This is a genomic window from Neobacillus ginsengisoli, from assembly GCF_030813055.1.
Genome location: NZ_JAUSTW010000007.1, coordinates 177,147 through 202,823, shown reverse-complemented (window position 1 = coordinate 202,823; position 25,677 = coordinate 177,147). Strand labels below are relative to the sequence as shown.

24 protein-coding genes are annotated in these 25,677 nt (G+C 44.6%); 19 read left to right on the top strand and 5 right to left on the bottom strand.

Annotated elements, in window-relative coordinates; all coding sequences use genetic code 11:
- Positions 1-139: 139 nt before the first annotated feature.
- Positions 140-877, bottom strand: coding sequence for an RsfA family transcriptional regulator (locus tag J2S10_RS20315; protein ID WP_307411534.1), 738 nt, complete (start codon positions 875-877; stop codon positions 140-142).
- Between the two features lie 272 nt (positions 878-1,149).
- Here J2S10_RS20315 and J2S10_RS20310 point away from each other — a divergent pair, with 272 nt between their 5' ends.
- The 3 genes from J2S10_RS20310 (at position 1,150) to J2S10_RS20300 (ending at position 3,356) form a co-directional block, all read left to right on the top strand.
- Positions 1,150-1,371: a YuzB family protein gene (locus tag J2S10_RS20310; RefSeq protein ID WP_307411530.1), complete on the top strand. Its 222-nt coding sequence runs from the start codon at positions 1,150-1,152 to the stop codon at positions 1,369-1,371.
- A gap of 139 nt (positions 1,372-1,510) precedes the next feature.
- The gene (locus J2S10_RS20305; RefSeq protein ID WP_307411528.1) at positions 1,511-2,824 is read left to right on the top strand and encodes an HD domain-containing protein; all 1,314 of its coding nucleotides are present in this window, start codon (positions 1,511-1,513) and stop codon (positions 2,822-2,824) included.
- A gap of 22 nt (positions 2,825-2,846) precedes the next feature.
- On the top strand, positions 2,847-3,356 hold the full coding sequence (locus tag J2S10_RS20300) for a YwgA family protein (protein ID WP_307411524.1): 510 nt from the start codon (positions 2,847-2,849) through the stop codon (positions 3,354-3,356).
- A gap of 144 nt (positions 3,357-3,500) precedes the next feature.
- Here J2S10_RS20300 and J2S10_RS20295 read toward each other — a convergent pair whose 3' ends face one another.
- On the bottom strand, positions 3,501-3,686 hold the full coding sequence (locus tag J2S10_RS20295) for a 2-hydroxymuconate tautomerase (RefSeq protein WP_307411521.1): 186 nt from the start codon (positions 3,684-3,686) through the stop codon (positions 3,501-3,503).
- Positions 3,687-3,897: 211 nt separating this feature from the next.
- Between J2S10_RS20295 and J2S10_RS20290 the strand changes: the two genes are divergently transcribed.
- Together J2S10_RS20290 and J2S10_RS20285 are read left to right on the top strand one after the other, a co-directional pair.
- The gene (locus J2S10_RS20290; RefSeq protein ID WP_307411518.1) at positions 3,898-4,548 is read left to right on the top strand and encodes a site-2 protease family protein; all 651 of its coding nucleotides are present in this window, start codon (positions 3,898-3,900) and stop codon (positions 4,546-4,548) included.
- A 67-nt stretch (positions 4,549-4,615) separates the two neighbouring features.
- Positions 4,616-5,125, top strand: coding sequence for a YwhD family protein (locus tag J2S10_RS20285; RefSeq protein WP_307411515.1), 510 nt, complete (start codon positions 4,616-4,618; stop codon positions 5,123-5,125).
- A 193-nt stretch (positions 5,126-5,318) separates the two neighbouring features.
- On the opposite strand, the gene J2S10_RS20280 is transcribed toward J2S10_RS20285, so the two are convergent.
- A complete protein-coding gene (locus J2S10_RS20280) occupies positions 5,319-7,388 on the bottom strand; it encodes a transglycosylase domain-containing protein (protein ID WP_307411512.1) in 2,070 nt (689 codons plus the stop codon).
- Positions 7,389-7,661: 273 nt separating this feature from the next.
- Between J2S10_RS20280 and speE the strand changes: the two genes are divergently transcribed.
- From speE to J2S10_RS20250, 6 genes are all read left to right on the top strand, one after another.
- Positions 7,662-8,489: a spermidine synthase gene (gene speE / locus J2S10_RS20275; RefSeq protein WP_307411509.1), complete on the top strand. Its 828-nt coding sequence runs from the start codon at positions 7,662-7,664 to the stop codon at positions 8,487-8,489.
- Between the two features lie 151 nt (positions 8,490-8,640).
- The gene (speB, locus tag J2S10_RS20270) at positions 8,641-9,513 is read left to right on the top strand and encodes an agmatinase (RefSeq protein ID WP_307411863.1); all 873 of its coding nucleotides are present in this window, start codon (positions 8,641-8,643) and stop codon (positions 9,511-9,513) included.
- 160 nt (positions 9,514-9,673) lie between these two features.
- Entirely contained in the window at positions 9,674-9,847 is a 174-nt protein-coding gene (locus J2S10_RS20265) for a hypothetical protein (protein WP_307411507.1), read from the top strand.
- A 37-nt stretch (positions 9,848-9,884) separates the two neighbouring features.
- Entirely contained in the window at positions 9,885-10,292 is a 408-nt protein-coding gene (locus J2S10_RS20260) for a YwiB family protein (RefSeq protein WP_307411504.1), read from the top strand.
- Positions 10,289-11,959: an arginine--tRNA ligase gene (argS, locus tag J2S10_RS20255; RefSeq protein ID WP_307411501.1), complete on the top strand. Its 1,671-nt coding sequence runs from the start codon at positions 10,289-10,291 to the stop codon at positions 11,957-11,959. Before J2S10_RS20260 ends, argS begins: the two co-directional genes overlap by 4 nt.
- Positions 11,960-12,096: 137 nt before the next feature.
- The gene (locus tag J2S10_RS20250; RefSeq protein ID WP_307411497.1) at positions 12,097-12,279 is read left to right on the top strand and encodes an H-type small acid-soluble spore protein; all 183 of its coding nucleotides are present in this window, start codon (positions 12,097-12,099) and stop codon (positions 12,277-12,279) included.
- A gap of 79 nt (positions 12,280-12,358) precedes the next feature.
- Here J2S10_RS20250 and J2S10_RS20245 read toward each other — a convergent pair whose 3' ends face one another.
- Together J2S10_RS20245 and cls are read right to left on the bottom strand one after the other, a co-directional pair.
- Positions 12,359-12,487, bottom strand: coding sequence for a DUF4023 family protein (locus tag J2S10_RS20245; RefSeq protein WP_307411494.1), 129 nt, complete (start codon positions 12,485-12,487; stop codon positions 12,359-12,361).
- A 112-nt stretch (positions 12,488-12,599) separates the two neighbouring features.
- Positions 12,600-13,802, bottom strand: a complete 1,203-nt coding sequence (cls, locus tag J2S10_RS20240; RefSeq protein ID WP_307411491.1) for a cardiolipin synthase — start codon at positions 13,800-13,802, stop codon at positions 12,600-12,602.
- A gap of 207 nt (positions 13,803-14,009) precedes the next feature.
- Between cls and J2S10_RS20235 the strand changes: the two genes are divergently transcribed.
- The 8 genes from J2S10_RS20235 (at position 14,010) to J2S10_RS20200 (ending at position 25,571) form a co-directional block, all read left to right on the top strand.
- Positions 14,010-16,121 (top strand): (Fe-S)-binding protein, encoded by a 2,112-nt coding sequence (locus J2S10_RS20235; protein WP_307411488.1) that lies wholly within the window; start codon positions 14,010-14,012, stop codon positions 16,119-16,121.
- A 264-nt stretch (positions 16,122-16,385) separates the two neighbouring features.
- Positions 16,386-17,573, top strand: coding sequence for an acetyl-CoA C-acetyltransferase (locus J2S10_RS20230; RefSeq protein WP_307411484.1), 1,188 nt, complete (start codon positions 16,386-16,388; stop codon positions 17,571-17,573).
- 244 nt (positions 17,574-17,817) lie between these two features.
- Complete coding sequence (locus tag J2S10_RS20225; RefSeq protein ID WP_307411860.1) at positions 17,818-18,669, top strand: 3-hydroxybutyryl-CoA dehydrogenase; 852 nt, start codon at positions 17,818-17,820, stop codon at positions 18,667-18,669.
- A gap of 38 nt (positions 18,670-18,707) precedes the next feature.
- On the top strand, positions 18,708-19,838 hold the full coding sequence (locus J2S10_RS20220; protein WP_307411481.1) for an acyl-CoA dehydrogenase: 1,131 nt from the start codon (positions 18,708-18,710) through the stop codon (positions 19,836-19,838).
- Positions 19,839-19,880: 42 nt separating this feature from the next.
- Entirely contained in the window at positions 19,881-21,020 is a 1,140-nt protein-coding gene (locus J2S10_RS20215; protein WP_307411478.1) for an acyl-CoA dehydrogenase, read from the top strand.
- A gap of 67 nt (positions 21,021-21,087) precedes the next feature.
- Positions 21,088-21,717, top strand: a complete 630-nt coding sequence (locus J2S10_RS20210) for a TetR/AcrR family transcriptional regulator (RefSeq protein WP_307411858.1) — start codon at positions 21,088-21,090, stop codon at positions 21,715-21,717.
- A 203-nt stretch (positions 21,718-21,920) separates the two neighbouring features.
- A complete protein-coding gene (icmF, locus tag J2S10_RS20205) occupies positions 21,921-25,166 on the top strand; it encodes a fused isobutyryl-CoA mutase/GTPase IcmF (protein ID WP_307411477.1) in 3,246 nt (1,081 codons plus the stop codon).
- Between the two features lie 195 nt (positions 25,167-25,361).
- Positions 25,362-25,571 (top strand): hypothetical protein, encoded by a 210-nt coding sequence (locus J2S10_RS20200; protein WP_307411475.1) that lies wholly within the window; start codon positions 25,362-25,364, stop codon positions 25,569-25,571.
- Positions 25,572-25,677 lie beyond the last annotated feature (106 nt).

The following is a 25,677-nucleotide window of genomic DNA, read 5'->3' as shown; positions in this document are numbered from 1 at the left end:
AAGCAGCCCAGCGACTAGTGTACTTCGCTCTTCTCCCTACGGTAAGTCAACACGAAAAAGCTAACGCTCTCCGTGTTTCCTTTATCTCAGTCGAAGTGCTCCAGTACTGTCGTGCGCTAAACGGTCGCTTACGCTTTTCTTATTCAGCTACTTTTTCCAGGTTTCCGTTACGGTCCATTTTGAATTTTGTAGCGGGACGTTCTTCTTCTTCGAATAAAACAAGCTTACGGGCACGGTTCATGATTTTCATTAAGGTCTCGTAATCCTCCTGAATGGTTTCGGAGTTTTGCTCAAGTCCCTCAATTTTTGCCGTCATTTCTTCATTTTGCTTTCGTAATTCGGCAATTTCTCTTTTCAATCTTTCATTCTCACTTTTTAGTGCTTCATTTTGCAGATTGGAATGATTGAAGTTTTGCAAATAATCAATCACGCTATCAAGTGAAAGCCCCGGCCCTGCGGTTGATGATCTATAACTTTGCACAATAGGTTTTACATACGTTTCCACTGCCGCTTCTGTGGTCATATCGGACATTTCGACTGTCTCTAAAGGCATTTCAATTTGCATTGGGACTACTTCCATTTCTTCAGTGCCGGTGGCAGGTGGATTGTAAAGTAATTTTTTCTTTCCGCCTTGATCTTTTCCTAAAATTCTTTGTCGTTGTTTCCGTTGTTTTTTCGATAATTGTAACGCTTTTTCATAGCGGTGGCGCACTACTGCATTCCATCTGAAGCCACAGGCTGCAGAAGTCCGGTTAAGCTTGTCCCCAACCTCCTCGAAAGCATTTAGCTGCGTACTGCCTTCTCTTACATGACGTAGGACTGTCTCTGCCAAAAGTAGATCGTTCTCATCTGTCCATGCATCTTGACGAACTTTCATATTATCAACTCCCTTAAAATATTTACGATTAACTGTGCCAGCTGGAATTCCGGCGAGATTTTAAAAGTTCTAGTCTTATGATGGACAAGTTTTGCAAGCTTTATACCAAAATGTCTGCAAGGATAGTAGATTTTTTTAAAGAGTTTACTAATGCAGTTTGCACCTTGCATTCAAAGATAAGAAAATGTAAAATACCTAAGGAGTTAAATCGTAAAATACATGGATAAAATAGTGAATAGTAAATAGATTGACCGTAGAAAGGGTTGTAAGAAATGTCCAATGAATTTCGCGTTTGTGATGATTGTCAGGCCGTAAATTTGAAGACATTAATCCCTCGCTTAAAAGAGCTTGATCCCGATGCTGAAGTCAAAGTTGGCTGCCAATCCTATTGCGGCCCCGGCCGGAAAAAGACCTTTGCATTTGTTAATAATCGTCCAATAGCTGCATTAACCGAAGAGGAATTAATGGAGAAAATTAATAAAAAGATAAAGTAGTCACCTTAGATAAAGTACTTAGGTGATTTTCTTTTTTTGCAAACCAAATGTCGAAAACTCCTGCAGAATTTTGCTGAAAAATGAGTGATTTTTGGGATATAATAGAAATTAGTAAAAGAGATAGAGGGTAGGGTAACCAATGGCATATTCGGCGGAAAAACTGAGTGAAGAAAAAGTTTTTAAAGACCCCGTACACCGCTACGTCCACGTTCGTGATCGGGTCATCTGGGATTTAATAGGGACGAAAGAGTTTCAGCGTTTGCGTCGGATCAAACAGCTGGGAACGACCTTTTTGACCTTTCACGGAGCAGAACACAGCCGATTCAACCATTCTCTCGGAGTTTATGAGATCGTCCGCCGCATCGTCGACGATGTGTTTGCCGGCAGACCGGAATGGAACAACAATGAACGCCTCTTGACCCTATGTGCGGCTCTTCTCCACGATTTAGGACACGGTCCTTTCTCCCATTCCTTTGAAAAAGTGTTCGGCTTTGACCATGAGGATTTCACACGGGCGATTATTTTAGGAAATACCGAAGTGAACGGAATACTATCAAAGGTGAGTCCTGATTTTCCTGAAAAAGTAGCCGAAGTCATCGCGAAAACCTCTGAAAAAAAGCTCGTCATTAGTTTAATTTCAAGTCAAATCGATGCCGACCGGATGGATTATTTGCAACGGGATGCCTATTTTACAGGTGTCAGCTACGGACAATTTGATATGGAAAGAATTTTACGTGTGATGCGGCCGCTTGAAGATCAGGTTGTGATTAAAAAGAGCGGAATGCATGCGGTTGAGGATTATATCATGAGCCGCTACCAAATGTACTGGCAGGTCTATTTCCATCCTGTATCCCGCGGTGCCGAGGTTATTTTGACAAAAATCCTCCACCGGGCCAAGCATTTATATGAGCAAAAATATGCATTTAAACACGAGCCGTTTCACTTTTACTCGTTTTTTACGGAACAAGTGACATTAGAAGACTATTTAAAATTAGATGAGTCTGTTATTTTATATTATTTTCAAATTTGGCAGGAAGAGAAAGACCCGATTTTAAGCGACCTTTGCCGGCGTTTTGTGAATCGGAATCTGTTCAAGTATGCCGAATTTGATCCTGCGAAAGAATACAAAAAGCTTGCCGAACTGACGTCCCTTTTTAAAAAAGCAGGAATAGACCCTGAATACTATTTAGTTGTCGATTCATCTTCGGATTTGCCGTACGATTTTTACCGTCCAGGTGAGGAGGAGGAGCGGCTGCCGATTCATTTGCTAATGAAAAATGGAGAGTTAAAGGAGCTTTCCCGCGAGTCGGAGATTGTTGATGCGATTTCGGGGAAAAGGAGAACCGACCATAAGCTGTATTATCCGGCCGATTTTCTTGAGGATGATTCTTCGAAAAAGAATGTGAAGAAGCAAATTCGTGCTCTTTTGGAATTGAATGAGAGATCTGTTTAGATGGAGTAGGAGATGACGAACATTGTTGAATGATCATGCGAAGCTGATGCAGGCTATTTTGGTTTCCGGTGAAATTATCGGGAGAAAAAAGCTGCAAAAGATGATATATATTGCCAAAAAAGTTGCTTTTCCTTTCCAAGAGAGGTTCCAGTTTCATTTTTACGGCCCTTATTCCGAGGAATTAACCTTACGGGTGGAGGAGCTTTGTAATATGGGGTTTTTGAATGAAGTGAAGGAGAAAAAGGGTGGATATTTCCAATATCGCTACACGCTGACCGAGCCCGGAAAAGAGTTTTTGAGTTTAAACGAGATCGAAATGCCGTTTTTACAAGATTGCCTGGAGGACATGAACAGCCAAAATGCTAGATTTCTGGAGCTGGTTTCCACGATTTTATATTTTGATAATCTTGCGAAGGATGAAGTGGCGAACAAGGTGTTTACGTTAAAAAGCAGCCAGCGCTATACAGAGGCGGAAATTGATGATGCCTATCGGTATATTGAAGCGTTAAAGGAAAAAGCTAAGCTCCAGTAAGAAAAGCGGAAGCGCCTTGATCAGCCCCGACTAGCATAAGACAAGCCCTGAAGGAAGGCGTTTTTTGCCTTCTGTAAGGGATTGGCTTAGACCAAAGAGGGGCTAGGCGCTGGAGCTGGACAATAAGGGGCTTAGCTTTTTAGTTTATTTATCACTAGCTCTAACTCCGCCCACCGCGTAATGGTTTTTGGACATTTCTTCGATAAATACCGTGATATTGGCCTTCGGAGCACCCGTTGTTTCGCTGACAGCGTCAGTCACCTTTTCAACCAACGATTTTTTCTGTTCATCAGAACGTCCTTCAAGCATTTTCACTGTAACATATGGCATCCTATTTCCTCCTTTTTATGTAACTGTCTGTAGTTTTTCACAAAATAGAAAAAAGTGCAAGAACGGATCATACAGTTAACGTTTTCACTTCACAGGCGGTTTCATGTATACTTAAAGGAAAGATTTCACTGTTTTGCAGTAAGTTAGTAACGTTGAAAATAAAGAAAAAAGCGGTGTAGCTTGTCGCTCGTTAAGGAAGGAGATACGCGTATTGAACCAATTTCTAGCATATCCTTTGCAGGAAATTCCCTATGTGGCGATCACGTTAATGGTGGCATTTACGTGTCACGAATTTGCCCATGCCTATGTGGCTTATAAGTTCGGTGATCCGACTGCCAAAAAGCAAGGGCGTCTGACGCTAAATCCGCTCCAGCATCTAGACCCAATTGGGACGTTGTTAATTTTTATCGCGGGATTTGGTTGGGCCCGTCCTGTGCCGGTAAACAGACATTTTTTTAAAAAGCCGCGCCTTGCCGGCATTCTTGTTTCCATTGCCGGTCCGCTAAGCAACCTGATTTTGGCTTCACTTGGGTTTATCATTTGGTATGGAATGAGAAAAGCAGGAATGGAGCTGACAGGTAACTTTCAGGAATTTCTTAACTTGTTTATTCAATTAAATATTGTCTTGTTTATTTTTAACGTCCTGCCATTTCCACCGTTGGACGGATACCGAGTAATTGAAGATTTAGCTTCGAACAAGCTTCGGGCAAAAATGACACAGTATGAATCTTACGGGGCGTTAATCTTTTTAGTTTTAGTGATAACACCGCTTGGTAACTATACAATTCAGCCAATTTTCAATTTTGTGGTTCCGTGGCTTGCAGGGGGATTAAATAATTTCTTTTCTCAATTGTTTTACTAGGAAACTAATTTGTTGATGGCTGGTTTCATGTGACAAAGGGCAGATCAAGGAGGTTACTGATTTTCTTATGGAAGAAAAAAAGAAAAAAGTAGGTTTTAATATAATAAAAAGCGACCCCACCGATGGGCATAAAGGCTATGGGAAGGGTGCACTGAGTCTAGATAATGTTTCACCTGTTATTATTGACGTGGAAGCCGGCGAGGCGGAGATCGATGTTGGCGCCATGCACGCCAGAAGTGCGGTTGAGAAAGGGATTAAATTTCTTGCAGTGAAAGAGGATGTGCCGAACGGTAAACCGTATTGGCTTGTCTGGGTGACGGTTGACCGAGATGAGCGGGGTCCGTATTATGCAGGGGTGACGGCGTGTGAAATGACCGTTGACCGCGAAATCCGCCGCGGCTACAAATCACTTCCCGAGCACGTGAACCGTATGGATAAATCGATAAAACGCCATATTATCGTCGACCATATGGATGAGAAATCGAAAAAAGTCTTAGCTGATTTTTTGCGCGCTCACAATGAAGTCCTATGGAACAATTCATCTGAAGAATTGAAAAAAGGCTTATCGGCAGAATAACAATTTTGTATGCTCATTTTTAAAATTACGCTAGTATTCTATTGTAAATTTTGGTGAAAATGGGTAAAGTTAAATAGTGTGAATACACGTAAAACTAGGACACGAAAAGCTCCGGATGAATATCCGGAGCTTTTCAATTTGTCCGCGGGCTTCCCCTTCGATAAGGGCCGCCCCGCCTTAGCGTTACCGCAATCTAGTTACCCCATTTGAAGATCCGCTTGTACCAAGGTACTTTCGTGCCCGCCTTTTGTTTGGATGGGTGGAAGTCGGAATGCATTAGATGGTCGGTGCAATATTCCGTCGGTTCTGTCCCGGCAACAAAATAGGTAAACCGGCGAACGGGACAGTCGGCCGTAGCCAGCTTTCCGTTAGTTGGATCCACATAAACGCCGACAACTCCTTCTTTTGGCGCCTTGAACGCTTTAACCGGCTTATCCTTTAAGGCTTCCTCCATAAAATTGGCCCAAATGTTTTTAGCATAGGTTTTTTCAGCCGGCATATCAATCGGTTTTCCAACATCGTAGCCTGCCCAAACGGCAGTAACGAGCTGCGGTGAAAAGCCTATCATCCAGCTGTCCGTTTCCGTGGAGCCCGATTTTCCTGCATAGGGACGCGTAATGTCCTTTGCCACTGTACTACCCGTAACAGTTGCATAGCCGTTTAGCTTCGGATCGAAAATCCCTGTCATCATTTGTGTCATCACATAGGCTTTTGCGGGATCCAAAACCTGTTCATCTGTTTTTTCATTTTCATATATCACATTTCCATTGTAATCTTCGACTCTTGTAATTAAGGTTGGATTAACTTTTTTTCCGCCGTTATCAAACAGGCTGTAGGCGCCGGCCATATCAATCACGCGAACACCTGAAGTGCCGAGTGCAAGGGATGGAACCTTTGCCATCTTCGTTGAAATCCCAAATTTTTTCGCCGTATCAATTAAGCTTTCTTCGCCTAAATACAAGTGTGTTTTTACGGCAAAAATATTATCAGATACTGCAAGCGCTTGTGCCAGCGTGATTTCACCGTCTGCATACTTATTGTTAAAATTATGCGGCGTATAGTCAGGAGTTCCATCATCAAAATGGAAGGTCGTAAACTCACTCCTCATGGTCGTGGAGGGTGTAAAGCCCTCCCCGAGTGCTGCATAGTACAAAATTGGTTTAATGGTAGAACCGGGCTGTCTGATTGCCTGAACGGCGCGGTTGAAAGGGCTTTTTGCATAATCCCTGCCGCCGATCATGGCTTTTACATAGCCATTCTTGGGGTCCATGGCGACGAGTGCAGTCTCGATTTCTGATGTGCCGGACACATATTTCTTCACTTGTTCTTCAGCAGCTTTCTGCTGTTTGATATTAAGTGTTGTAAAAACTTTTAAGCCGCCGAGAGCAATCGTGCGGTCATCTAAATGCAATTGATTTTTCAATGCATTTTTTACAGCATCCTGGAAATAAGGGGCCACTTTCACTTCTTGATTGGAATGAACGCCCACAATCGAAAGGGCCTTTTGGGCTGCTGTTCTTGCGGTGTCTTCCTGAATGAAGCCGTTTTTCACCATACTTTGCAAAATAATCGACTGGCGGGCCTTGGCGTTTTTCATCGACGCAAGCGGAGAGTATATCCCCGGACCCTTTGGGATCCCGGCAAGCATAGAGGCTTCGGAAAGGGTTAATTTAGATGCATCCTTGCCGAAATAATAGCGACTGGCTGCTTGCACACCATAGGCTCCGTTTCCGTAATAAATCGTGTTAAGGTAGCCCTCAAGGATGTCCTTTTTGGAATAATTCATTTCGAGACGGATCGTATAAAACGCCTCTGAAAGTTTCCGTTTCCATGTTTTATCATGTTCAAGGAACAGGTTCCGCGCGTATTGCTGTGTAATCGTACTGGCGCCTTGCACCTTTCCAAAGGCCCGAATATCCGCGATCATTGCACCGGCAATTCGTTTATAATCAAAGCCGTTATGATCGTAAAAATTTTTATCCTCAATTGAAATCGTCGCATCCACCAAGCTGGGTGAAATTTCATCTAATGGCACCCAGTAGCGTTTTTGACCGCTATTACTTTCGCCGATCAACGTTCCATTATCAGAAAAAAATAACGTCGATTGCGGCACTGCGAGCGGCGGCGCACCTAATAGTTTGGCATAGGCAAGAACGCCAAAGAAGAGAATCAGCATACAAATCATGCCTATCAAACTGATGATAATTAACGCACGCAAATATTTTATTGTTTTTCGAAACCCTTGATCAGTCATGATTTCCACTAATATCACCCCTTTGTTTTTTTCAAATTCTAAAAAAGTTTATAGTACTAGTATGAAAAAAATGGAACTGTTTTAAACATTTTCCTTAGCGAAATGAAAAAATTCTTGTAATTTTGCTAGATTTCTCTAGACTTTTTCTCATGTTTGTAATTCAATAGTTTGGGTAGTATAAAAATGAAATGAAACGAATTTCATATGCAAGGATGCATTGTGGGGACATTCCCCATTTTTAGTTTGGAATAAAAATGAGATAAAGATGGAAGGAAGATGAACATGGGAATTTGGTTCACAGAAAAGCAAACCCAAAATTTTGGGATCACAATGAAAGTAAATAAGACTTTACATACAGAGCAAACGGAATTTCAAAAGCTTGATATGATCGAAACAGAAGAGTGGGGCAACATGCTTTTACTTGACGACATGGTGATGACATCCGTAAGAGATGAATTTGTTTACCACGAAATGGTGGCACACGTGCCGTTATTTACGCATCCAAACCCTGAAAACGTCCTTGTTGTCGGCGGCGGCGACGGAGGCGTTATTCGTGAAGTATTAAAGCACCCAAGTGTGAAAAAGGCTACTCTTGTTGATATTGACGGAAAAGTAATTGAGTACTCTAAAAAATTTCTTCCTGAAATTGCAGGTATGCTAGATGATCCGCGTGTTGATGTTCAAGTTGACGACGGCTTCATGCATATCGCAAACAGCGAAAACGAGTACGATGTCATCATGGTTGACTCAACAGAACCGGTCGGTCCTGCAGTAAACCTATTTACAAAAGGATTCTACGCTGGTATTTCAAAGGCATTGAAAGAAGACGGAATCTTTGTCGCTCAATCTGACAACCCATGGTTTAAAGCCGATTTAATCCGCAACGTGCAAAGAGACGTTAGGGAAATTTTCCCGATTACAAGCCTGTATGTAGCAAACATCCCTACATACCCAAGCGGCTTATGGGCATTCACAATCGGTTCAAAGAAATACAACCCATTGGAAGTAAGCGAAGACCGCTTCCACGAAATTGAAACAAAATACTACACAAAAGAACTCCACAAAGCAGCCTTCGTACTGCCTAAATTTGTTGGCGATTTAGTGAAATAACACTTGACAAAAATAGGTGCCTGTCTCCGATATGGAGTAAAGCGGTGAAGTGATGCAGTAATCGTTGTCCTTTACACGCGGACAAAATAGGCATTTTGTCCACGAACGGTGCCTGTCACCGAAAAGTGTCACCGAAAAAGGAGGAAGTTTGATGCGTTTTGATGAGGCTTATTCGGGGAATGTGTTTATTAAGAGCCACCCGAGTTTTGAGGAGAGTAAGGCGGTTTTGTACGGGATGCCGATGGATTGGACGGTTAGTTATCGTCCGGGTTCGCGCTTTGGTCCTACGCGTATCCGCGAGGTGTCGATTGGCCTAGAGGAGTATAGCGCCTATCTCGACCGTGAGCTCGAGGATGTAAAATATTTTGATGCGGGCGATATTCCGCTTCCATTCGGAAATCCTCAAAAAAGCTTGGATTTAATTGAAGAGTTTGTTACGAAGCTGCTTGATGCAGGGAAGTTCCCGCTTGGCATGGGTGGCGAACATTTAGTTTCATGGCCTGTTATGAAAGCTGTCTATAAGAAATACCCTGACCTTGCGATTATCCATATGGACGCTCATACCGATTTGCGCGAGCAATACGAAGGTGAGCCGTTGTCTCATTCGACGCCGATTCGCAAAATTGCCGAGTTAATCGGGCCAAAAAATGTCTATTCTTTTGGAATCCGCTCCGGCATGAAGGAAGAATTTGAGTGGGCGAAAAGCGTCGGCATGCATATTTCCAAATTTGATGTCCATCAGCCATTGAAGGAGATTCTTCCGGATCTGGTCGGCCGGCCGGTGTATGTAACGATTGATATCGACGTATTGGACCCGGCACACGCACCTGGAACAGGGACAGTTGATTGCGGCGGAATTACATCCAGAGAGCTGCTCGCTTCGATTCATGAAATTGCCCGCTCAGGTGTGAACGTGGTCGGCGGCGACCTTGTTGAAGTTGCGCCAATTTACGATTCTTCTGAGCAAACAGCAAACACTGCCAGCAAATTGATCCGTGAAATGATTCTCGGCTGGATAAAATAAATTCTTTTTGGTGCCTATCCCGCTTTAGGGTAGGCACCTTTTGAATTGTTACAGCTAAATGGTTATAATAGATGAAGCGTCTTCTAGAGCCCGCAGATAAGTTGTAGGACATTTAACAGTTCAGGAGAGCTTTACGGAGTTCCTTTTTATAAAGAAGGCTATGTTAAAGCTCATTTTTGATTTAGCTCACTATGTTGATTGGAGCGGAAGGCGCGAGACTCCTGCGGGAAAAGCAGGTCAAGGGAGACCCCGCAGGCGCGTCATGCGCCGAGGAGGCTCCCTGACTGCCCGCGGAAAGCGAGTGCCTGGAGCGGAAATCAACAGGCAAGTTTAACAGAGCCATATAGAAAAAAATAAGGGAGTGCTGATGTTTGTCGATCCCTGAAATACCTGTGAAAATCAAGGTGAAAACGACGATTGATCAACAGGATAGTTTTGAGTTAACAGTTTTTGGCCGTTATTATAAAAAAAATAATGCTGCTTTTCTTCAGTATGAGGAAGTGACGGAAGAGGGAAGTGTCCGCACGATTGTTAAAACGGCAGCTGATGAGGCGCTGATTTTACGAAGCGGCGCTGTTAAAATGCGATTGCCGTTTAGGTTGCATAAGAAGATGAAGGGCAGCTACGAGATGCCGTTTGGTCGCTTTGAAACAACGACAACTGCGAAAAAAATTGAACATTCCGATGGTTCAATTGACATCCTTTACGATTTTGCGCTGCAGGGAAGTCAGGCAGGTACATACCATTTAGAAATTACCTTTCAGGAGGATAAAAAATGAATATTGTTGAGCAGGTCCAAAGTAAAATAAAGGAAGAAATTCGAGCGGCTGTCTTGAAGGCGGAGCTTGCAACGGAAGAGCAAATTCCCGATGTGATTCTTGAAACTCCGAAGGAAAAGGCCCATGGCGACTATTCTACGAATATGGCGATGCAACTGGCGCGCGTGGCTAAGAAGGCACCAAGAATGATAGCTGAAGCCTTGGTGAACAACTTTGATCGTTCGAAAGCATCAATTGAAAAAATTGAGTTAGCCGGTCCCGGGTTTATCAATTTTTACATGGATAATAGCTATTTAACGGAGCTGATTCCGACTGTCCTTAAAGCAGGGGAAAAGTATGGGGAAACAGATGCGGGCAACAAGCAAAAAATTCAAGTGGAGTTCGTGTCCGCGAATCCAACGGGTGACCTGCATCTTGGCCATGCCCGCGGTGCTGCCGTCGGCGATTCGCTTTGCAATATCTTAGCAAAAGCAGGCTACGATGTTTCCCGCGAATACTATATTAACGACGCCGGAAACCAGATTAACAATCTCGCTCTTTCTGTGGAGGCGCGTTATTTCCAGGCGCTTGGTCTTGAAAAAGACATGCCGGAGGATGGCTACCATGGAGCTGATATTATCGGCATTGGAAAAACTCTTGCTGAGGAGTTTGGCGATAAGTATGTGAATGTTGCCGAAGAGGAACGATTTGAATTTTTCCGCGAGTACGGCCTGAAGTACGAAATGGAAAAGCTGAAAATGGACCTTGCGGATTTCCGCGTGGCTTTTGATGTGTGGTTCTCGGAAACGTCTCTTTATAAAAATGGCAAAATTGATGAGGCACTGAAGGCATTACGCGCGAGTGGCTATATTTACGATGAAGAGGGCGCAACATGGCTTCGCTCTACCGATTTCGGTGATGACAAGGACCGCGTGTTAATTAAGCAGGACGGCTCCTACACGTATTTGACGCCGGATATTGCCTACCATAAGGACAAGCTTGACCGCGGCTTTGAGAAATTAATCAATATTTGGGGCGCGGACCATCATGGCTATATTCCGCGGATGAAGGCGGCGATTCAGTCATTGGGCTATGATAAAGATGCCCTCGAGGTTGAAATCATTCAACTTGTTCACCTTTATAAAAACGGTGAAAAGATGAAAATGAGCAAGCGGACCGGTAAAGCTGTAACAATGCGTGATTTGGTCGATGAGGTCGGCCTTGATGCGGTGCGTTACTTCTTTGCGATGCGCAGCTCGGATACCCACATGGACTTTGATTTGGATTTAGCCGTTTCTGAGTCTAATGAAAACCCTGTTTATTATGCGCAGTATGCGCACGCACGGATTTCCAGCATTTTGCGCCAAGGTGTGGAGCAGGGTGTCGGAGTCGATCCGCAAGCTGATTTTACGTTAATCCAATCGGAAAAAGAAATGGACTTATTGAAGAAACTAGGTGAGTTTCCACAGGCGGTCGGTGAAGCAGCATTGAAGCGCGTGCCGCACCGCATCACTAATTATATCTTTGAACTGGCGTCTACGTTCCACAGCTTCTATAATGCCGAAAAGGTGCTCGACGGCGAATATCCGGAGCGCACCAAGGCCCGCCTCGCGATGGTCAAGGCGGTACAAATCACGTTGCGGAATGCGCTGGCGTTGATTGGCGTTTCTGCTCCTGAAAAAATGTAACTATAAGCGGCCTCCTTCTTTAATGGGAAGGGGGCCTTTTTCCTAAAAAAAATCATACGGTTCAACATGAAAAAACTTGAATAGTACCATAAAAATGGTAAATATTAAAAAAGAACTATTCAAGAGGAGTGGACCGAATGAATGTAGGAAGAGCAAAGGAAATAGCGGAGTCCTCGGAAATCATAAATGTTACGTATGATGGAAATCCGGTGATTATTCAACACGTCGATGAAGCATCGAAAATGGCAAGGATTTATTCACGGACAAAGCCGGAGGATGAACGGGATGTGCCGGTTTTAAACTTAATTGAGGAAGTCTAAAAAAGTCTCCAAGTCCGGAGACCTTTTTTATGGCTGCAAAAAAGCATCGGCGCTGAGTCCGATGCTAACCCTTTTTAAACTATCCCCTAGAGTGCTTTCCATTAGGTAACTTTTTCTCAGGATGGCCATTGCCATTCTGCTTTTTATTTTGTTCCTGTTTCTTCTTGTCTTCGTTAAATTTTTCAACAAACTCGTGTGTATTCTCCATCCTATTCCCTCCTTGGCTATTGTTACTTTAACCATTCCGCCGTAAAAAAATGCATCCGTTATTTCACTTCAATCGTCATTTGCGAAACCCCCGGAATCTTAATGAAAAGAGTCTATAAAAAAAAAGAAACAGCACCGGCAATACTTTCTTTTAACGATCTCAACAAATTAGGCTTACTTAAATCGGCCAATGTCAATGGTTTGGAATCGAGAATGTCCCTTCGTAAAACGTCGGTCAATCGGCCGATAAATTCACGGTCGTAGATCAGGCAGTTAATTTCCTTGTTTAAAAATAAACTTCTTTTATCAAAATTAGCCGTTCCGATATCACAAATTTTGTCATCGATTACAATTGTTTTGGCATGGTAAAAACCGTTTTTGTATTGAAAAACCTGGATGCCTTCCTTCAAAAGCCTGCGCAAATAGCGGAATGAAGCCTCCTGGACGAGCATATGATCAGCAGTATAAGGTACAACGACCGAAATCCTTATACCTTTCCGGGCAGCCAGAATCAATTCCTGCAAAAGCCGATTGCTCGGAATAAAATAGGGGGTGCCGATCGTAATGGAAGTGGTTGCTTTTTGAATCAGGTTAATAAACGACGCTTCGAGATGATTTGCCTCAGTGGGGATGAATTGGTGGCGGACATCCCCCTTCGGCAATTTCGGGAAATAGAAGGAAGAACCGAGTAAATCTTCCTGTGCGTATTCCCGCCAATCAATCAAAAACTCACTTTGTAAGAAGGTCACGCTTTCGCCGGTGATTTTTAAATGATAATCACGCCAGGGGCTTAATTTCGGGTCTTCGTCAATATATTCTTTCCCGACATTAAAGCCGCCGAGATAGCCGATTTCACCGTCGATGATCGAAATCTTGCGGTGATTGCGCACCTGGGAGGAATAAAACAGAAACGGAAACTTAAGAGTATTGCTAAAAGAAAAACGAACACCCGCTTCCTGCAGTGACAACACTATTTGCTTTGTGATCTGATAGCTACCGATCCGATCAAGCAGCATCCGGACTTCAATACCCTCAGCCGCTTTTTCTTTTAAAATATGTAAAAATTCATGGCTGAAAGCATCCGTTTTAACAATGTAAAATAACACGTGAATATGTTTTTTGGCTTTTCTCAATTCGCCGAAATAATCGGCGAACAGTTCCTTGCCATGAGGAAAAATATCAAAATTGCCATGGATCATCGGAGTTTCACTTTTTCTGACAAGGGAAAGATGCTTCCTCCTTCCTAACGTAAAATCTATGTAAAACCATAAAATGATGAGAAGTATCAGTCCGAAAAAAATGAGTGCGAAATTCATGTGAACCTTTTCCTCCTATCCGTTCTGTTAGGTTTGCCAAAAGCAATCCGTTCTATGAGTTGACACAACTTTGAAAAAAAGTAGTTGACTGAATGCTCATTCATCATATAATAGAGATAAGTATATGTTCAGAAAATTTAAAAACGATTTAATTTTCTTCAACTTCACAAAGGGAGAACAAGAACTTAAGGGGAAGGGGCGTTTTGAATGAACGGGCTTTTGTGGGTAAACCTCATTGCATTTTTGTTTGTAACCGCTTACGCGATTAGTTTGTTCGTTTATGTGGTAAAAACTCGAATTGCATTCATTAAGCTTGGTAAAAAGGTCGAGTTTGACAACAATGTCAAAGAGCGGCTGCAAAAAATTTGGGTCAATGTGTTTGGACAAAAGAAACTTTTAAAAGATAAAAAAAGCGGCGCGATTCACGTCATGTTTTTTTACGGCTTTATTCTTGTCCAATTTGGCGCGATTGATTTTATTTGGAAGGGGATCCATCCGGGTTCACATCTTCCGCTTGGGCCATTATATTCAGGGTTTACATTTTTCCAGGAAATTGTCACGCTTGTCATCCTGGTAGCGGTAGTCTGGGCGTTTTACCGCCGTTATATCGAAAAACTTGTCCGTCTAAAGCGGAATTTTAAATCAGGCCTTGTGCTGCTGTTCATTGGCGGCTTGATGCTATCCGTCCTTCTGGGGAATGGAATGGGAATCATCTGGCACGGTGATGAAGCTTCTTGGACAGAACCTGTTGCCTCGTTAATTGCAATCGCTTTCATGGGGATTGGAAAATCAGCATCCATTGCAATTTTCTACGTTGCCTGGTGGATGCACTTACTATTCTTGCTGTCATTTTTAGTGTATGTACCGCAATCAAAGCACGCGCACTTAATTGCAGGTCCTGCCAATGTTTATTTTAACCGTTTGGAAAACCCGGGGAAATTGAAAAAAGTCGATTTTGAAGATGAGTCGCAGGAATCCTTTGGGGTCGGTAAAATTGAAGATTTTACCCAGCTGCAAATGATTGACTTCTATGCCTGCGTGGAATGCGGCCGCTGTACCAATATGTGTCCCGCAACAGGAACAGGCAAAATGCTTTCACCGATGGACTTAATTGTGAAGCTTCGTGATCACTTAACTAATTACGGTGCTGCCGTTACCTCGAAACAGCCGTGGGTGCCGACATTTGCGTTTGCCAATACAAAAGGTAATCAAATTGCCCTAGCTGCAAGCGGTCGGGGTGCGGAAGAAGCAGCGGCAACGCTCGCGTACAATCCAAGCTTGATTGGCGAGGTCATTACCGAAGAGGAAATTTGGGCCTGTACAACCTGCCGTAACTGTGAAGATCAATGTCCGGTTATGAACGAACATGTCGACAAAATCATCGATCTCCGCCGTTACCTCGTGTTAACGGAAGGAAAGATGGACGCGGATGCCCAGCGCGCGATGACAAACATCGAACGTCAAGGCAACCCGTGGGGCTTAAACCGTAAGGAACGTGAAAACTGGCGTGAGGTACGCGAGGATGTTCATATTCCGACGGTAAAAGAAATGAATAAGGCAGGCGAAGAGTTCGAATACCTCTTCTGGGTCGGTTCAATGGGCTCTTATGATAACCGCAGCCAGAAAATCGCGCTTTCATTTGCAAAATTAATGAATGAGGCCGGAGTGAAATTTGCCATCCTTGGTAACAAAGAAAAGAACTCAGGTGACACACCGCGCCGTCTCGGAAATGAGTTCCTGTTCCAGGATCTTGCTGCCAAAAATATTGAGGAATTTGAAAAGGCTGAGGTCAAGAAAATCATTACGATTGACCCGCATGCCTATAATATTTTCAAAAATGAATACCCTGATTTCGGCTTGCAGGCTGAAGTATTCCACCATACAGAGATTCTTTATCAGTTGGTGAAGGAAGGGCGACTCGTTCCAAAACATGCAGTCAACGAAACCATTACTTTCCATGATTCCTGTTACTTAGGACGTTACAATGATGTATACGACCCACCGCGGGAAATCCTAAAATCCATCCCGGGCGTCAAGCTTGTCGAGATGGAAAGAAACCGCGAAAAAGGGATGTGCTGCGGTGCAGGCGGCGGCTTGATGTGGATGGAGGAAGAAACAGGACATCGCATTAACGTGGCGCGGACCGAGCAGGCACTTGCCGTCAATCCTTCGGTGATCAGTTCCGGCTGTCCATACTGCTTAACAATGCTTTCAGACGGAACAAAGGCGAAGGAAGTGGAAGAAAAGGTTTCCACTTACGATGTAGCAGAATTGCTTGAAAAAGCGGTATGCGGGGAACCAACAGCATTAGTTTCGTAAAAATGGTAATAGCAGAGGTTGAGTACTTTTTCACGAATTCATAAAATTTTAGGAATTTTGTGTAAAACAGTTCAACTTCTGCTCTTTTTTTTGTAAAATAGATTGTGGAGATAAAACGCTTACATTTTTCTTGCACGTGGGCTTTCATGCCCGCGTTCATTTTTCAATCAATCTCGAGCGAGCGTTCAGTCGGCTCGACTTGAAAAGAATGGAATACCTTTATTTTTTTGTGACTGAATATTAAGAAAAGGGAGAGTGTTTTGAATGGGAAGAACGGTTATTTTAAGCGGGGTAAGAACACCTTTTGGAAAGTTTGGCGGTACTTTAAGTAACTTTAGTGCTTCAGAATTGGGCGGAATGGCAATTAAAGAAGCGTTAAACCGTGCGGAGGTAAAGGGAGAGGACGTACAGGAAGTTCTTATGGGCACTGTTTTACAAGGCGGACAGGGGCAAATTCCATCACGCCAAGCTGCAAGACATGCCGGGCTGCCGTGGGAAGTAAAAACCGAAACAATTAATAAGGTCTGTGCCTCCGGCATGCGCAGTGTTACGTTGGGTGACCAAATTATCCGTGCCGGTGATGAAGAGGTCATTGTAGCAGGGGGAATGGAATCGATGAGCAATGCGCCGTACATCCTGCCAAAAGCAAGATGGGGCTTACGGATGGGTGACTCACCTGTAAAGGACTTAATGATCCAAGACGGTTTAAGCTGCAGCTTTACCGGCGCCCATATGGGAACGTACGGTAACTCTACGGCAAAAGAAATGGAAATCAGCCGTGAAGAGCAGGACCAATGGGCATTCAGAAGCCACGACCGTGTGATTGCTGCAATCGAAAGCGGAAAATTTGCGGAAGAAATCGTTCCTGTTGAAGTACCGCAGCGAAAAGGGGCGCCAATCGTGATAGAGCATGACGAATCACCGCGTAAGGACACTTCGGTGGAGAGACTTGGAAAATTAGCGCCTGTATTCAATCATGATGGAACGATCACAGCGGGCAATGCCCCAGGTGTCAATGACGGTGCGGCTGCCCTCGTGCTGATGAGCGAAGAGCGTGCTGTTCGTGAAGGAAGAACACCTGAAGCTTACATCATTTGCCACACAGCTGTTGCCGTGGAAGCAAAGGACTTCCCGCAAACTCCGGGCCTCGTCATTAATGAATTATTGAAGAAGACAGGTAAAAGTCTTGAAGAAATCGATTTGTTTGAAATTAACGAAGCGTTTGCCGCTGTTGCCTTAGCAAGCTCAAAGATTGCCAATCTCGACTATGAAAAGGTCAATGTCAACGGCGGTGCGGTCGCACTCGGACACCCGATCGGAGCAAGCGGTGCCCGCATCATCATTACGTTAATGCATGAATTAAAGCGCCGCGGCGGCGGAATCGGAATTGCAGCGATCTGCAGCGGCGGCGGCCAGGGCGATGCGGTGATGATTGAGGTTCCGAAAGCGTAATTTTAAAAGGGGTTATAGTTTTGTACTTTTAGACATTATTTAACTATGTTGATTGGAGCGGAAGGCACGAGACTCCAGCGGGATAAGCAGGTCAAGGGAGACCCCACAGGCGCAAAGCGCCGAGGAGGCTCCCGGACCGCCCGCGGAAAGCGAGTGCCTGGAGCGGAAATCAACAGGCAAGTTTAACTTAGCCTTAAAAATAAACGGGGTTTTGGCCCCATGATAGATGAGCGGAGGGGAAAAGATGAAAGTTGAAAAAGTAATGGTCATCGGTGCAGGACAAATGGGCTCCGGAATTGCCCAGGTTTGTGCCCAGGCAGGCTATCAAGTGTTATTAAATGACATGAAAGGGGAATTCGTTGAACGCGGCTTAGGGGTAATTAATAAAAATCTTTCCCGAAATGTAGAGAAAGGGAAGCTGACCGAGGAGCAAAAACAGGCGGTACTAACGAACATCACACTTTCTGTTGATTTGAATGATGCCCGTGAGGTCGACCTCGTGATCGAAGCGGCCGTTGAAAATATGGAAATCAAAGCGAAAATTTTTGCACAGTTGGATGAAATCGCACCGCCTCAAACAATCCTTGCAAGCAATACGTCTTCCCTGCCAATCACGGAAATTGCAGCAAGCACCAAGCGTCCCGAAAAAGTAATCGGCATGCATTTTATGAACCCGGTGCCGGTGATGAAGCTGGTGGAAATTATCCGCGGCCTGGCAACAGCCGATGAAGTATACCAAGTGATCGAAGACATGACAAAAACATTGAGCAAGGTACCTGTCGAAGTGAACGATTTTCCGGGCTTTGTTTCCAACCGTATACTTATGCCGATGATCAATGAAGCGATTTACACCCTGTACGAAGGTGTGGCCACGAAGGAAGCCATTGATGAAGTGATGAAACTAGGAATGAATCACCCGATGGGGCCGTTAACATTAGCTGATTTTATCGGCTTAGATACATGTCTTTATATTATGGAAACACTGCACGAAGGCTTTGGCGATGATAAATACCGCCCATGTCCGCTTCTGCGCAAATATGTTAAAGCAGGCTGGCTCGGCAAGAAAACCGGGCGCGGTTTTTACACATACGAATAATCGAGCATTTACATCATTCCTTCAAGGGGAGATTAACGGTGAATCTTACTTTTACACAAGAACAAGAAATGATGCGAAAAATGGTTCGCGATTTTGCCACTGCTGAAATTGCGCCGTTTATTGAAAACATGGAAAAAGGCGAGTTTCCGCGGGAAATAATCCGCAAAATGGGCGAGCTCGGCCTCATGGGTATTCCCGTTCCTGAAAAATACGGCGGGGCGGAAATGGATTTTACGTCTTATATTATCGCCATCCATGAACTTTCCAAAGTCAGCGCAACCGTGGGTGTTATTTTATCCGTCCATACATCGGTTTGCACAAATCCGATTCTTTATTTTGGGAGTGAGGAACAGAAGCAAAAATATGTACCAAAGCTAGCTTCAGGCGAATATTTGGGTGCCTTTTGCTTAACAGAAGCTAGTTCAGGGTCTGATGCAGCCAGCTTAAAATCACGAGCTGTTAGAAAAGCCGATCATTATGTGATTAATGGTTCTAAGGTGTTTATTACTAATGGCGGAGAAGCGGATGTGTATATCGTCTTTGCCTCCACCAATCCCGAACTGGGCAGCAAAGGAATATCCGCCTTCATTGTTGAAAAAGGAATGCCGGGTCTGGTCATCGGTAAGGATGAAAAGAAAATGGGCTTACACGGTTCAAGGACTGTGCAGTTAACCTTTGAGGATATGATGGTGCCGGTCGAAAACCTTCTCGGCCAAGAAGGCGCGGGCTTTAAAATTGCCATGGCCAACCTCGAAGTCGGCCGAATCGGCATTGCTACCCAAGCGCTGGGGATTGCCGAAGCCGCCCTTGAGGCTGCAATCGCCTATGCGAAGGAACGCCGGCAATTTGGAAAACCGATTGCATCTCAGCAAGGTGTTGGCTTTAAGCTAGCTGATATGGCGACAAGCGTTGAGGCAGCGAAACTATTAATCTACCGCGCCGCCGATTTACGGACGAACGGCTTGAAATGCGGGATGGAAGCATCAATGGCAAAATTGTTTGCTTCAAGAACAGCGGTCGAAGTAGCGACGGAAGCGATCCAAGTGTTCGGAGGCTACGGTTATACAGAGGATTACCCGGTAGAGCGCTACTTCCGTGATGCTAAAATTACGGAAATCTATGAAGGTACAAGTGAGATTCAGCGGATTGTGGTGAGTAAGCATCTGTAAAGGTATGAATCTTAATACATCAATTTAATGGAGGACAAAGCAATGAACTTTAGATTATCCGAAGAGCATGAAATGATCAGAAAAATGGTTCGGGATTTTGCACGGAACGAAGTAGCGCCTACAGCGGCTGAACGTGACGAGGAAGAACGCTTTGACCGTGAAATTTTCGACAAAATGGCGGAGCTTGGCTTAACCGGAATTCCGTGGCCTGAAGAGTATGGCGGCATCGGCAGTGATTATTTAGCTTATTGTATCGCTGTCGAAGAGCTTTCCCGCGTCGACGCTTCTACAGGGGTAATGCTTTCCGCTCACACGTCCTTAGCCGGCTGGCCTATCTACAAATTCGGTTCTGAAGAACAAAAACAAACCTATCTTCGCCCGATGGCAGAAGGAAGCAAAATCGGAGCTTACGGCTTAACAGAGCCTGGCAGCGGCTCGGATGCAGGCGGAATGAGAACAACAGCCCGTCTTGAAGGCGATCATTACGTCCTAAACGGCTCAAAAATTTTCATCACAAACGGCGGTGTGGCCGACATTTATGTGGTTTTTGCGTTAACCGATCCGACCAGCAAGCAAAAAGGAACAACCGCCTTTATTATTGAAAGCGATTTCCTTGGCTTCTCCGTTGGGAAAAAAGAAAAGAAACTCGGCATTCGCTCGTCACCGACAACCGAAATTATTTTTGAAGATTGCAAGGTGCCGGTAGCAAACCGACTTGGCGAAGAAGGCGAAGGCTTTAAAATTGCGATGATGACCCTTGATGGCGGCCGCAACGGCATCGCCGCCCAAGCAGTCGGAATTGCGCAAGGTGCGCTCGACGCAGCGGTCGATTACGCAAAAGAGCGTCACCAATTTGGCAAGCCGATCGCGGCCAACCAAGGAATCAGCTTTAAGCTTGCGGATATGGCCACAGGCATCGAAGCTTCAAGACTATTAACCTATCAGGCTGCATGGCTTGAATCAAACGGTCTGCCATACGGAAAAGAATCGGCAATGTCCAAATTACTCGCCGGTGACACGGCAATGAAAGTAACAACCGAAGCTGTCCAGGTATTTGGCGGCTACGGCTATACAAAGGATTATCCGGTTGAACGATTCATGCGTGATGCGAAAATCACGCAAATTTACGAAGGAACACAGGAAATCCAGCGTCTTGTCATCTCAAGGATGCTTACAAAATAATAACTTGATTAACAAAGGGGAAGGCGGTATCAAAAATCGCCTAATATGGAAAAGGCGGTAAAGCATGATAAAAAAACGGGAAGTACAGGCATCTGTCAAAGATGAAAAGCTCGTGCAAAAAAGGCGCGACCAGATGATCAAAGGGGCGGTCACCCTTTTTAAGGAAAAGGGATTTCACGGGACGACGACAAGAGAGATTGCCAAAGCGGCCGGCTTTAGCATTGGTACACTGTATGAATACATCCGCACCAAGGAAGACGTCCTCTACCTTGTTTGCGATAGCATCTACGACCATGTCCGCGAGCGGCTGGAACAGGGCCTTGACCAGGAAAAAGGTACACTCGCGAGCTTGAAGCTTGGGATTGCCGATTATTTCCGGGTTATGGATGAATTGCAGGCCGAAGTGCTGGTTATGTATCAAGAGGTTAAATCGCTCTCAAAGGATGCACTTCCATATGTACTGAAAAAGGAAATGGAAATGGTCGGGATGTTCGAAAATCTCCTGACCCGATGTGTTGAAAATGGGGAACTGACCTTATCGAAAAAGCAAATTGAAATCATTGCCCATGACATATTTGTCCAAGGTCAAATGTGGGGATTCCGCCGCTGGGCATTACGGAAATTATTTACCTTGGACGAATACATTGACCTGCAAACGGATCATTTGTTTGCAGGGTTAAATCAATATCGCGTATGAAAAATGACTACCTAAACGATGAAAAGCGGAACGGAAGAACAGGGTTTATTTTTACTTTGATTAATGTCAAGCTCCAGGCGCCATCGGCTCGTTTCATAAGCCAATCTGTCAGGAAGGTTAAAAAACAACCTTCCTGCCGGCTCGTCTTATGCTGGTCGCTGATAAGCGGGCGCCTTGCGCTTTTCTAAGAACGGGGGAGAACGATGGGAATTTATCGGCCAAAACATCATATTCGGTTTGTGACAGCATCGAGTTTGTTTGACGGGCATGATGCTTCAATTAATATCATGAGAAGAATCCTGCAATCGAGCGGGGCGGAGGTGATTCACCTTGGTCATAACCGTTCGGTGGAAGAAGTGGTGAATGCGGCGATTCAGGAGGATGCGCAGGGGATTGCGATTTCTTCCTATCAAGGCGGACACGTTGAATACTTTAAATATATGTACGATCTTCTAAAGGAAAAGGGCGCACCGCATATTCGCATTTATGGCGGCGGGGGCGGCGTTATTATCCCTCGGGAAATAAAAGAGCTTCATGACTACGGGATTGCCTGGATTTTCTCACCTGAGGATGGCAGAACGATGGGGCTTCAAGGAATGATTGACCGAATGCTGGAGGAATGCGATTTTCCTACGGTGACCACCAATGCCGCCGAGCAAATTGAAAAGCTGACAACGGGTGATGTTAACGCAATTGCCAAGTTAATTACGCTGGCCGAGCTTCATGTTGACGATAACAAAGAAGTGGCCGCTGCCGCCGAGCTTGTGCTTGATCAAGTGAAAACATTGTCGAAAACGATTCCGGTTGTCGGAATCACCGGTACAGGGGGAGCGGGAAAAAGCTCGCTGACCGACGAACTAATCCGCCGCTTTATCAATGAGCTGCCTGATAAAAAGGTGGCGATTCTTTCAGTTGACCCGACGAAACAAAAAACGGGCGGCGCGCTGTTAGGTGACCGGATTCGCATGAATGCGATTTTTTCACCGAATGTGTATATGCGCAGCCTGGCAACAAGATCCTCGAAAACAGAGCTTTCGCTCGCGATCAAGGATGCGGTTGCCGTTACGAAAGCGGCCGGATTTGACCTTGTCATCGTCGAGACGAGCGGGATCGGCCAAGGCGATGCGGGGATTACCGAAATTTGCGATGTGTCAATGTACGTAATGACTAGTGAATTCGGGGCGCCGTCCCAGCTTGAAAAAATCGACATGATCGACTTTGCCGATTTAATCGTCATCAATAAGTTCGAGCGCAAGGGCTCCGAGGATGCTAAGCGCCAAGTGCAAAAACAATACCAGCGCAGCCATATGCTGTTTGAAAAAGAAGCTTCCGAAATGCCGGTTTACGGTACGATTGCCAGCCAGTTTAATGATCCGGGCACCAATGCTTTGTTTGCGGCGTTGATTGAAAAAATTAATGAAAAAATGGCGACGGATTGGCTGACTTCTTTTACGAAAAAAGCCCTTGTGGAAAAGCAAAATGTGATTATTCCGACGGATCGCCGTTATTATTTACGGGAAATATCCGATACGGTCCGCAGGTATCATAAAAAAGCGGAGGAGCAAGCAAATATTGCCCGGAAATTATTCCAGCTCGAGGGTGCGATGACGCTTGTTAAGGACGATGCTGTTCTTGCAACACTCGCATCCATTAAACAGGAAGTTGAAGCGAGGTTAACACCGGAATCGAAGAAAATTCTTACTAGCTGGGATAAAACGATGGAAGCGTATTCCGCCGAGCAATTCGTCACCAGAATTCGCGATAAAGAAATTATCACAGTGTTAAAAACAAAAAGCTTATCAGGTCTGGATATTCCAAAGGTGGCGCTGCCAAAATATAAGGATTACGGTGAAATCCTCCGCTGGGTCTACCAGGAAAATGTACCTGGCTCGTTCCCGTATACAGCAGGTGTTTTTCCGTTCAAGCGCGAAGGGGAAGATCCGAAACGGCAATTTGCCGGCGAAGGCACACCGGATAGAACGAATCGCCGCTTCCACTATTTATCAAAGGACGATTCAGCGAAGCGTTTAAGTACAGCGTTTGACTCGGTTACCTTGTACGGCGAAGACCCGGATTACCGACCTGATATTTTTGGAAAAATCGGCGAGAGCGGCGTCAGCGTTTGTACGCTTGATGATATGAAAAAACTATATGCAGGCTTTGATTTATGTCATCCGTCCACATCGGTATCGATGACAATTAATGGTCCCGCGCCAATCATTTTGGCAATGTTCATGAATACGGCGATTGACCAGCAGGTAAAGAAGAAAGAATCGGAGCTTGGCCGTGTCCTAACGGTTGAGGAGTTTGCCGAAGTAAAGGCCTATACGTTAAAAACCGTCCGCGGTACGGTGCAGGCTGATATTTTAAAAGAAGACCAAGGCCAAAATACGTGTATTTTTTCAACGGAATTTGCTTTACGGATGATGGGCGATATTCAGCAATATTTCATTGACAAGCAGGTGCGCAATTATTATTCCGTCTCGATTTCCGGCTATCATATTGCCGAGGCGGGAGCGAATCCGATTTCGCAGCTGGCGTTTACGCTGTCAAATGGCTTCACCTATGTGGAATATTACTTAAGCCGCGGCATGAAAATTGATGATTTCGCACCAAATCTTTCGTTCTTCTTTTCCAATGGATTGGACCCTGAATATACGGTGATCGGCCGTGTGGCGCGCCGCATTTGGGCAACGGTAATGCGCGATAAATATGGCGCAAATGAACGGAGCCAAAAGCTGAAGTACCATGTTCAAACATCAGGGCGCTCGCTGCATGCCCAGGAAATCGACTTTAATGATATCCGTACGACCCTTCAGGCGTTGATGGCGCTGCAGGATAACTGTAATTCGCTTCATACGAATGCGTATGATGAGGCAATTACGACGCCGACGGAAGAGTCCGTGCGCCGGGCGATGGCGATTCAGATGATTATTACGAAAGAGCACGGGTTAACGAAAAATGAAAATCCGCTTCAAGGCTCATTTATCGTCGAAGAGTTAACCGAGCTGGTTGAAGAAGCGGTTCTTCAGGAATTTGAACGCTTAAACGACCGCGGCGGTGTCCTTGGCTCGATGGAGACCCAGTATCAGCGCGGAAAAATCCAAGATGAATCAATGTACTATGAAATGAAAAAGCATACGGGTGAATTGCCAATCATCGGGGTTAACACGTATTTGAATCCGAATCCTCCATCTGAGGAAGCTGTAAACAGCATGGAACTGGCAAGAGCCTCCTATGAAGAAAAAGAATTGCAAATTCATAATTTGCTCACCTTCCAGGAAAGTCATGCCGATGCGGCCGCGGAAAAATTAAAGAGCTTAAAAGAGGCGGCTGTCAACAACGGCAATATTTTTGCCGAGTTAATGGAAACGGTAAAAGTGGCGAGCCTAGGGCAAATCACCAGAGCGCTTTACGAAGTCGGCGGTCAGTATCGCAGAAATATGTAGCAAAACAGGTATCTGGCAAAGTTTAATTTGATAAAAATTTTATTAATAGAACAATGGCTTTAAAAGCTCCTGCTTTTGAGCCATTGTCTTTTTCTGTTATAATTATTTTTCAACTTATTATTAAAAATTAGCTATTATCTTATATAATCAAAAGTAGCAAACAAACTATGAGGTTTATCGGGCAGGTGTAAACAAATGAAAATTAGCCGCATGATTATTGTTTTACTTGTGTTTGCATGGCCGTTATATTATCTCTATCAGCTTCAATTAGGGGCGGTTTCATTTTTGCTGCTGGCCATTTTCTTCTTGGTAGTGTCAATTAAGGAGATTAAAAAGCACAACGCACAAAAGGAAACGGAGAAAGAACGGTCTCGACCTGAAAAAATCAAGCGAAACGGCAGATAGCACTAGCATAAACGGGAAAAATTTGTTTATAATGAAGAATATGTATTCTGGGGGAAATCCCTCTAAATGCCCGTTATTCACTCTTTTTAGGGTGTTAAATAGAGAA

What these genes read in the sequence shown, in the direction of transcription:
- J2S10_RS20315 (WP_307411534.1), bottom strand. Translation starts at nt 877, where the DNA reads ATGAAAGTTCGTCAAGATGCATGGACAGATGAGAACGATCTACTTTTG.
- J2S10_RS20310 (WP_307411530.1), top strand. Translation starts at nt 1,150, where the DNA reads ATGTCCAATGAATTTCGCGTTTGTGATGATTGTCAGGCCGTAAATTTG.
- J2S10_RS20305 (WP_307411528.1), top strand. Translation starts at nt 1,511, where the DNA reads ATGGCATATTCGGCGGAAAAACTGAGTGAAGAAAAAGTTTTTAAAGAC.
- J2S10_RS20295 (WP_307411521.1), bottom strand. Translation starts at nt 3,686, where the DNA reads ATGCCATATGTTACAGTGAAAATGCTTGAAGGACGTTCTGATGAACAG.
- J2S10_RS20285 (WP_307411515.1), top strand. Translation starts at nt 4,616, where the DNA reads ATGGAAGAAAAAAAGAAAAAAGTAGGTTTTAATATAATAAAAAGCGAC.
- speE (WP_307411509.1), top strand. Translation starts at nt 7,662, where the DNA reads ATGGGAATTTGGTTCACAGAAAAGCAAACCCAAAATTTTGGGATCACA.
- speB (WP_307411863.1), top strand. Translation starts at nt 8,641, where the DNA reads ATGCGTTTTGATGAGGCTTATTCGGGGAATGTGTTTATTAAGAGCCAC.
- J2S10_RS20265 (WP_307411507.1), top strand. Translation starts at nt 9,674, where the DNA reads ATGTTAAAGCTCATTTTTGATTTAGCTCACTATGTTGATTGGAGCGGA.
- argS (WP_307411501.1), top strand. Translation starts at nt 10,289, where the DNA reads ATGAATATTGTTGAGCAGGTCCAAAGTAAAATAAAGGAAGAAATTCGA.
- J2S10_RS20250 (WP_307411497.1), top strand. Translation starts at nt 12,097, where the DNA reads ATGAATGTAGGAAGAGCAAAGGAAATAGCGGAGTCCTCGGAAATCATA.
- J2S10_RS20245 (WP_307411494.1), bottom strand. Translation starts at nt 12,487, where the DNA reads ATGGAGAATACACACGAGTTTGTTGAAAAATTTAACGAAGACAAGAAG.
- cls (WP_307411491.1), bottom strand. Translation starts at nt 13,802, where the DNA reads ATGAATTTCGCACTCATTTTTTTCGGACTGATACTTCTCATCATTTTA.
- J2S10_RS20235 (WP_307411488.1), top strand. Translation starts at nt 14,010, where the DNA reads ATGAACGGGCTTTTGTGGGTAAACCTCATTGCATTTTTGTTTGTAACC.
- J2S10_RS20230 (WP_307411484.1), top strand. Translation starts at nt 16,386, where the DNA reads ATGGGAAGAACGGTTATTTTAAGCGGGGTAAGAACACCTTTTGGAAAG.
- J2S10_RS20225 (WP_307411860.1), top strand. Translation starts at nt 17,818, where the DNA reads ATGAAAGTTGAAAAAGTAATGGTCATCGGTGCAGGACAAATGGGCTCC.
- J2S10_RS20215 (WP_307411478.1), top strand. Translation starts at nt 19,881, where the DNA reads ATGAACTTTAGATTATCCGAAGAGCATGAAATGATCAGAAAAATGGTT.
- icmF (WP_307411477.1), top strand. Translation starts at nt 21,921, where the DNA reads ATGGGAATTTATCGGCCAAAACATCATATTCGGTTTGTGACAGCATCG.
- J2S10_RS20200 (WP_307411475.1), top strand. Translation starts at nt 25,362, where the DNA reads ATGAAAATTAGCCGCATGATTATTGTTTTACTTGTGTTTGCATGGCCG.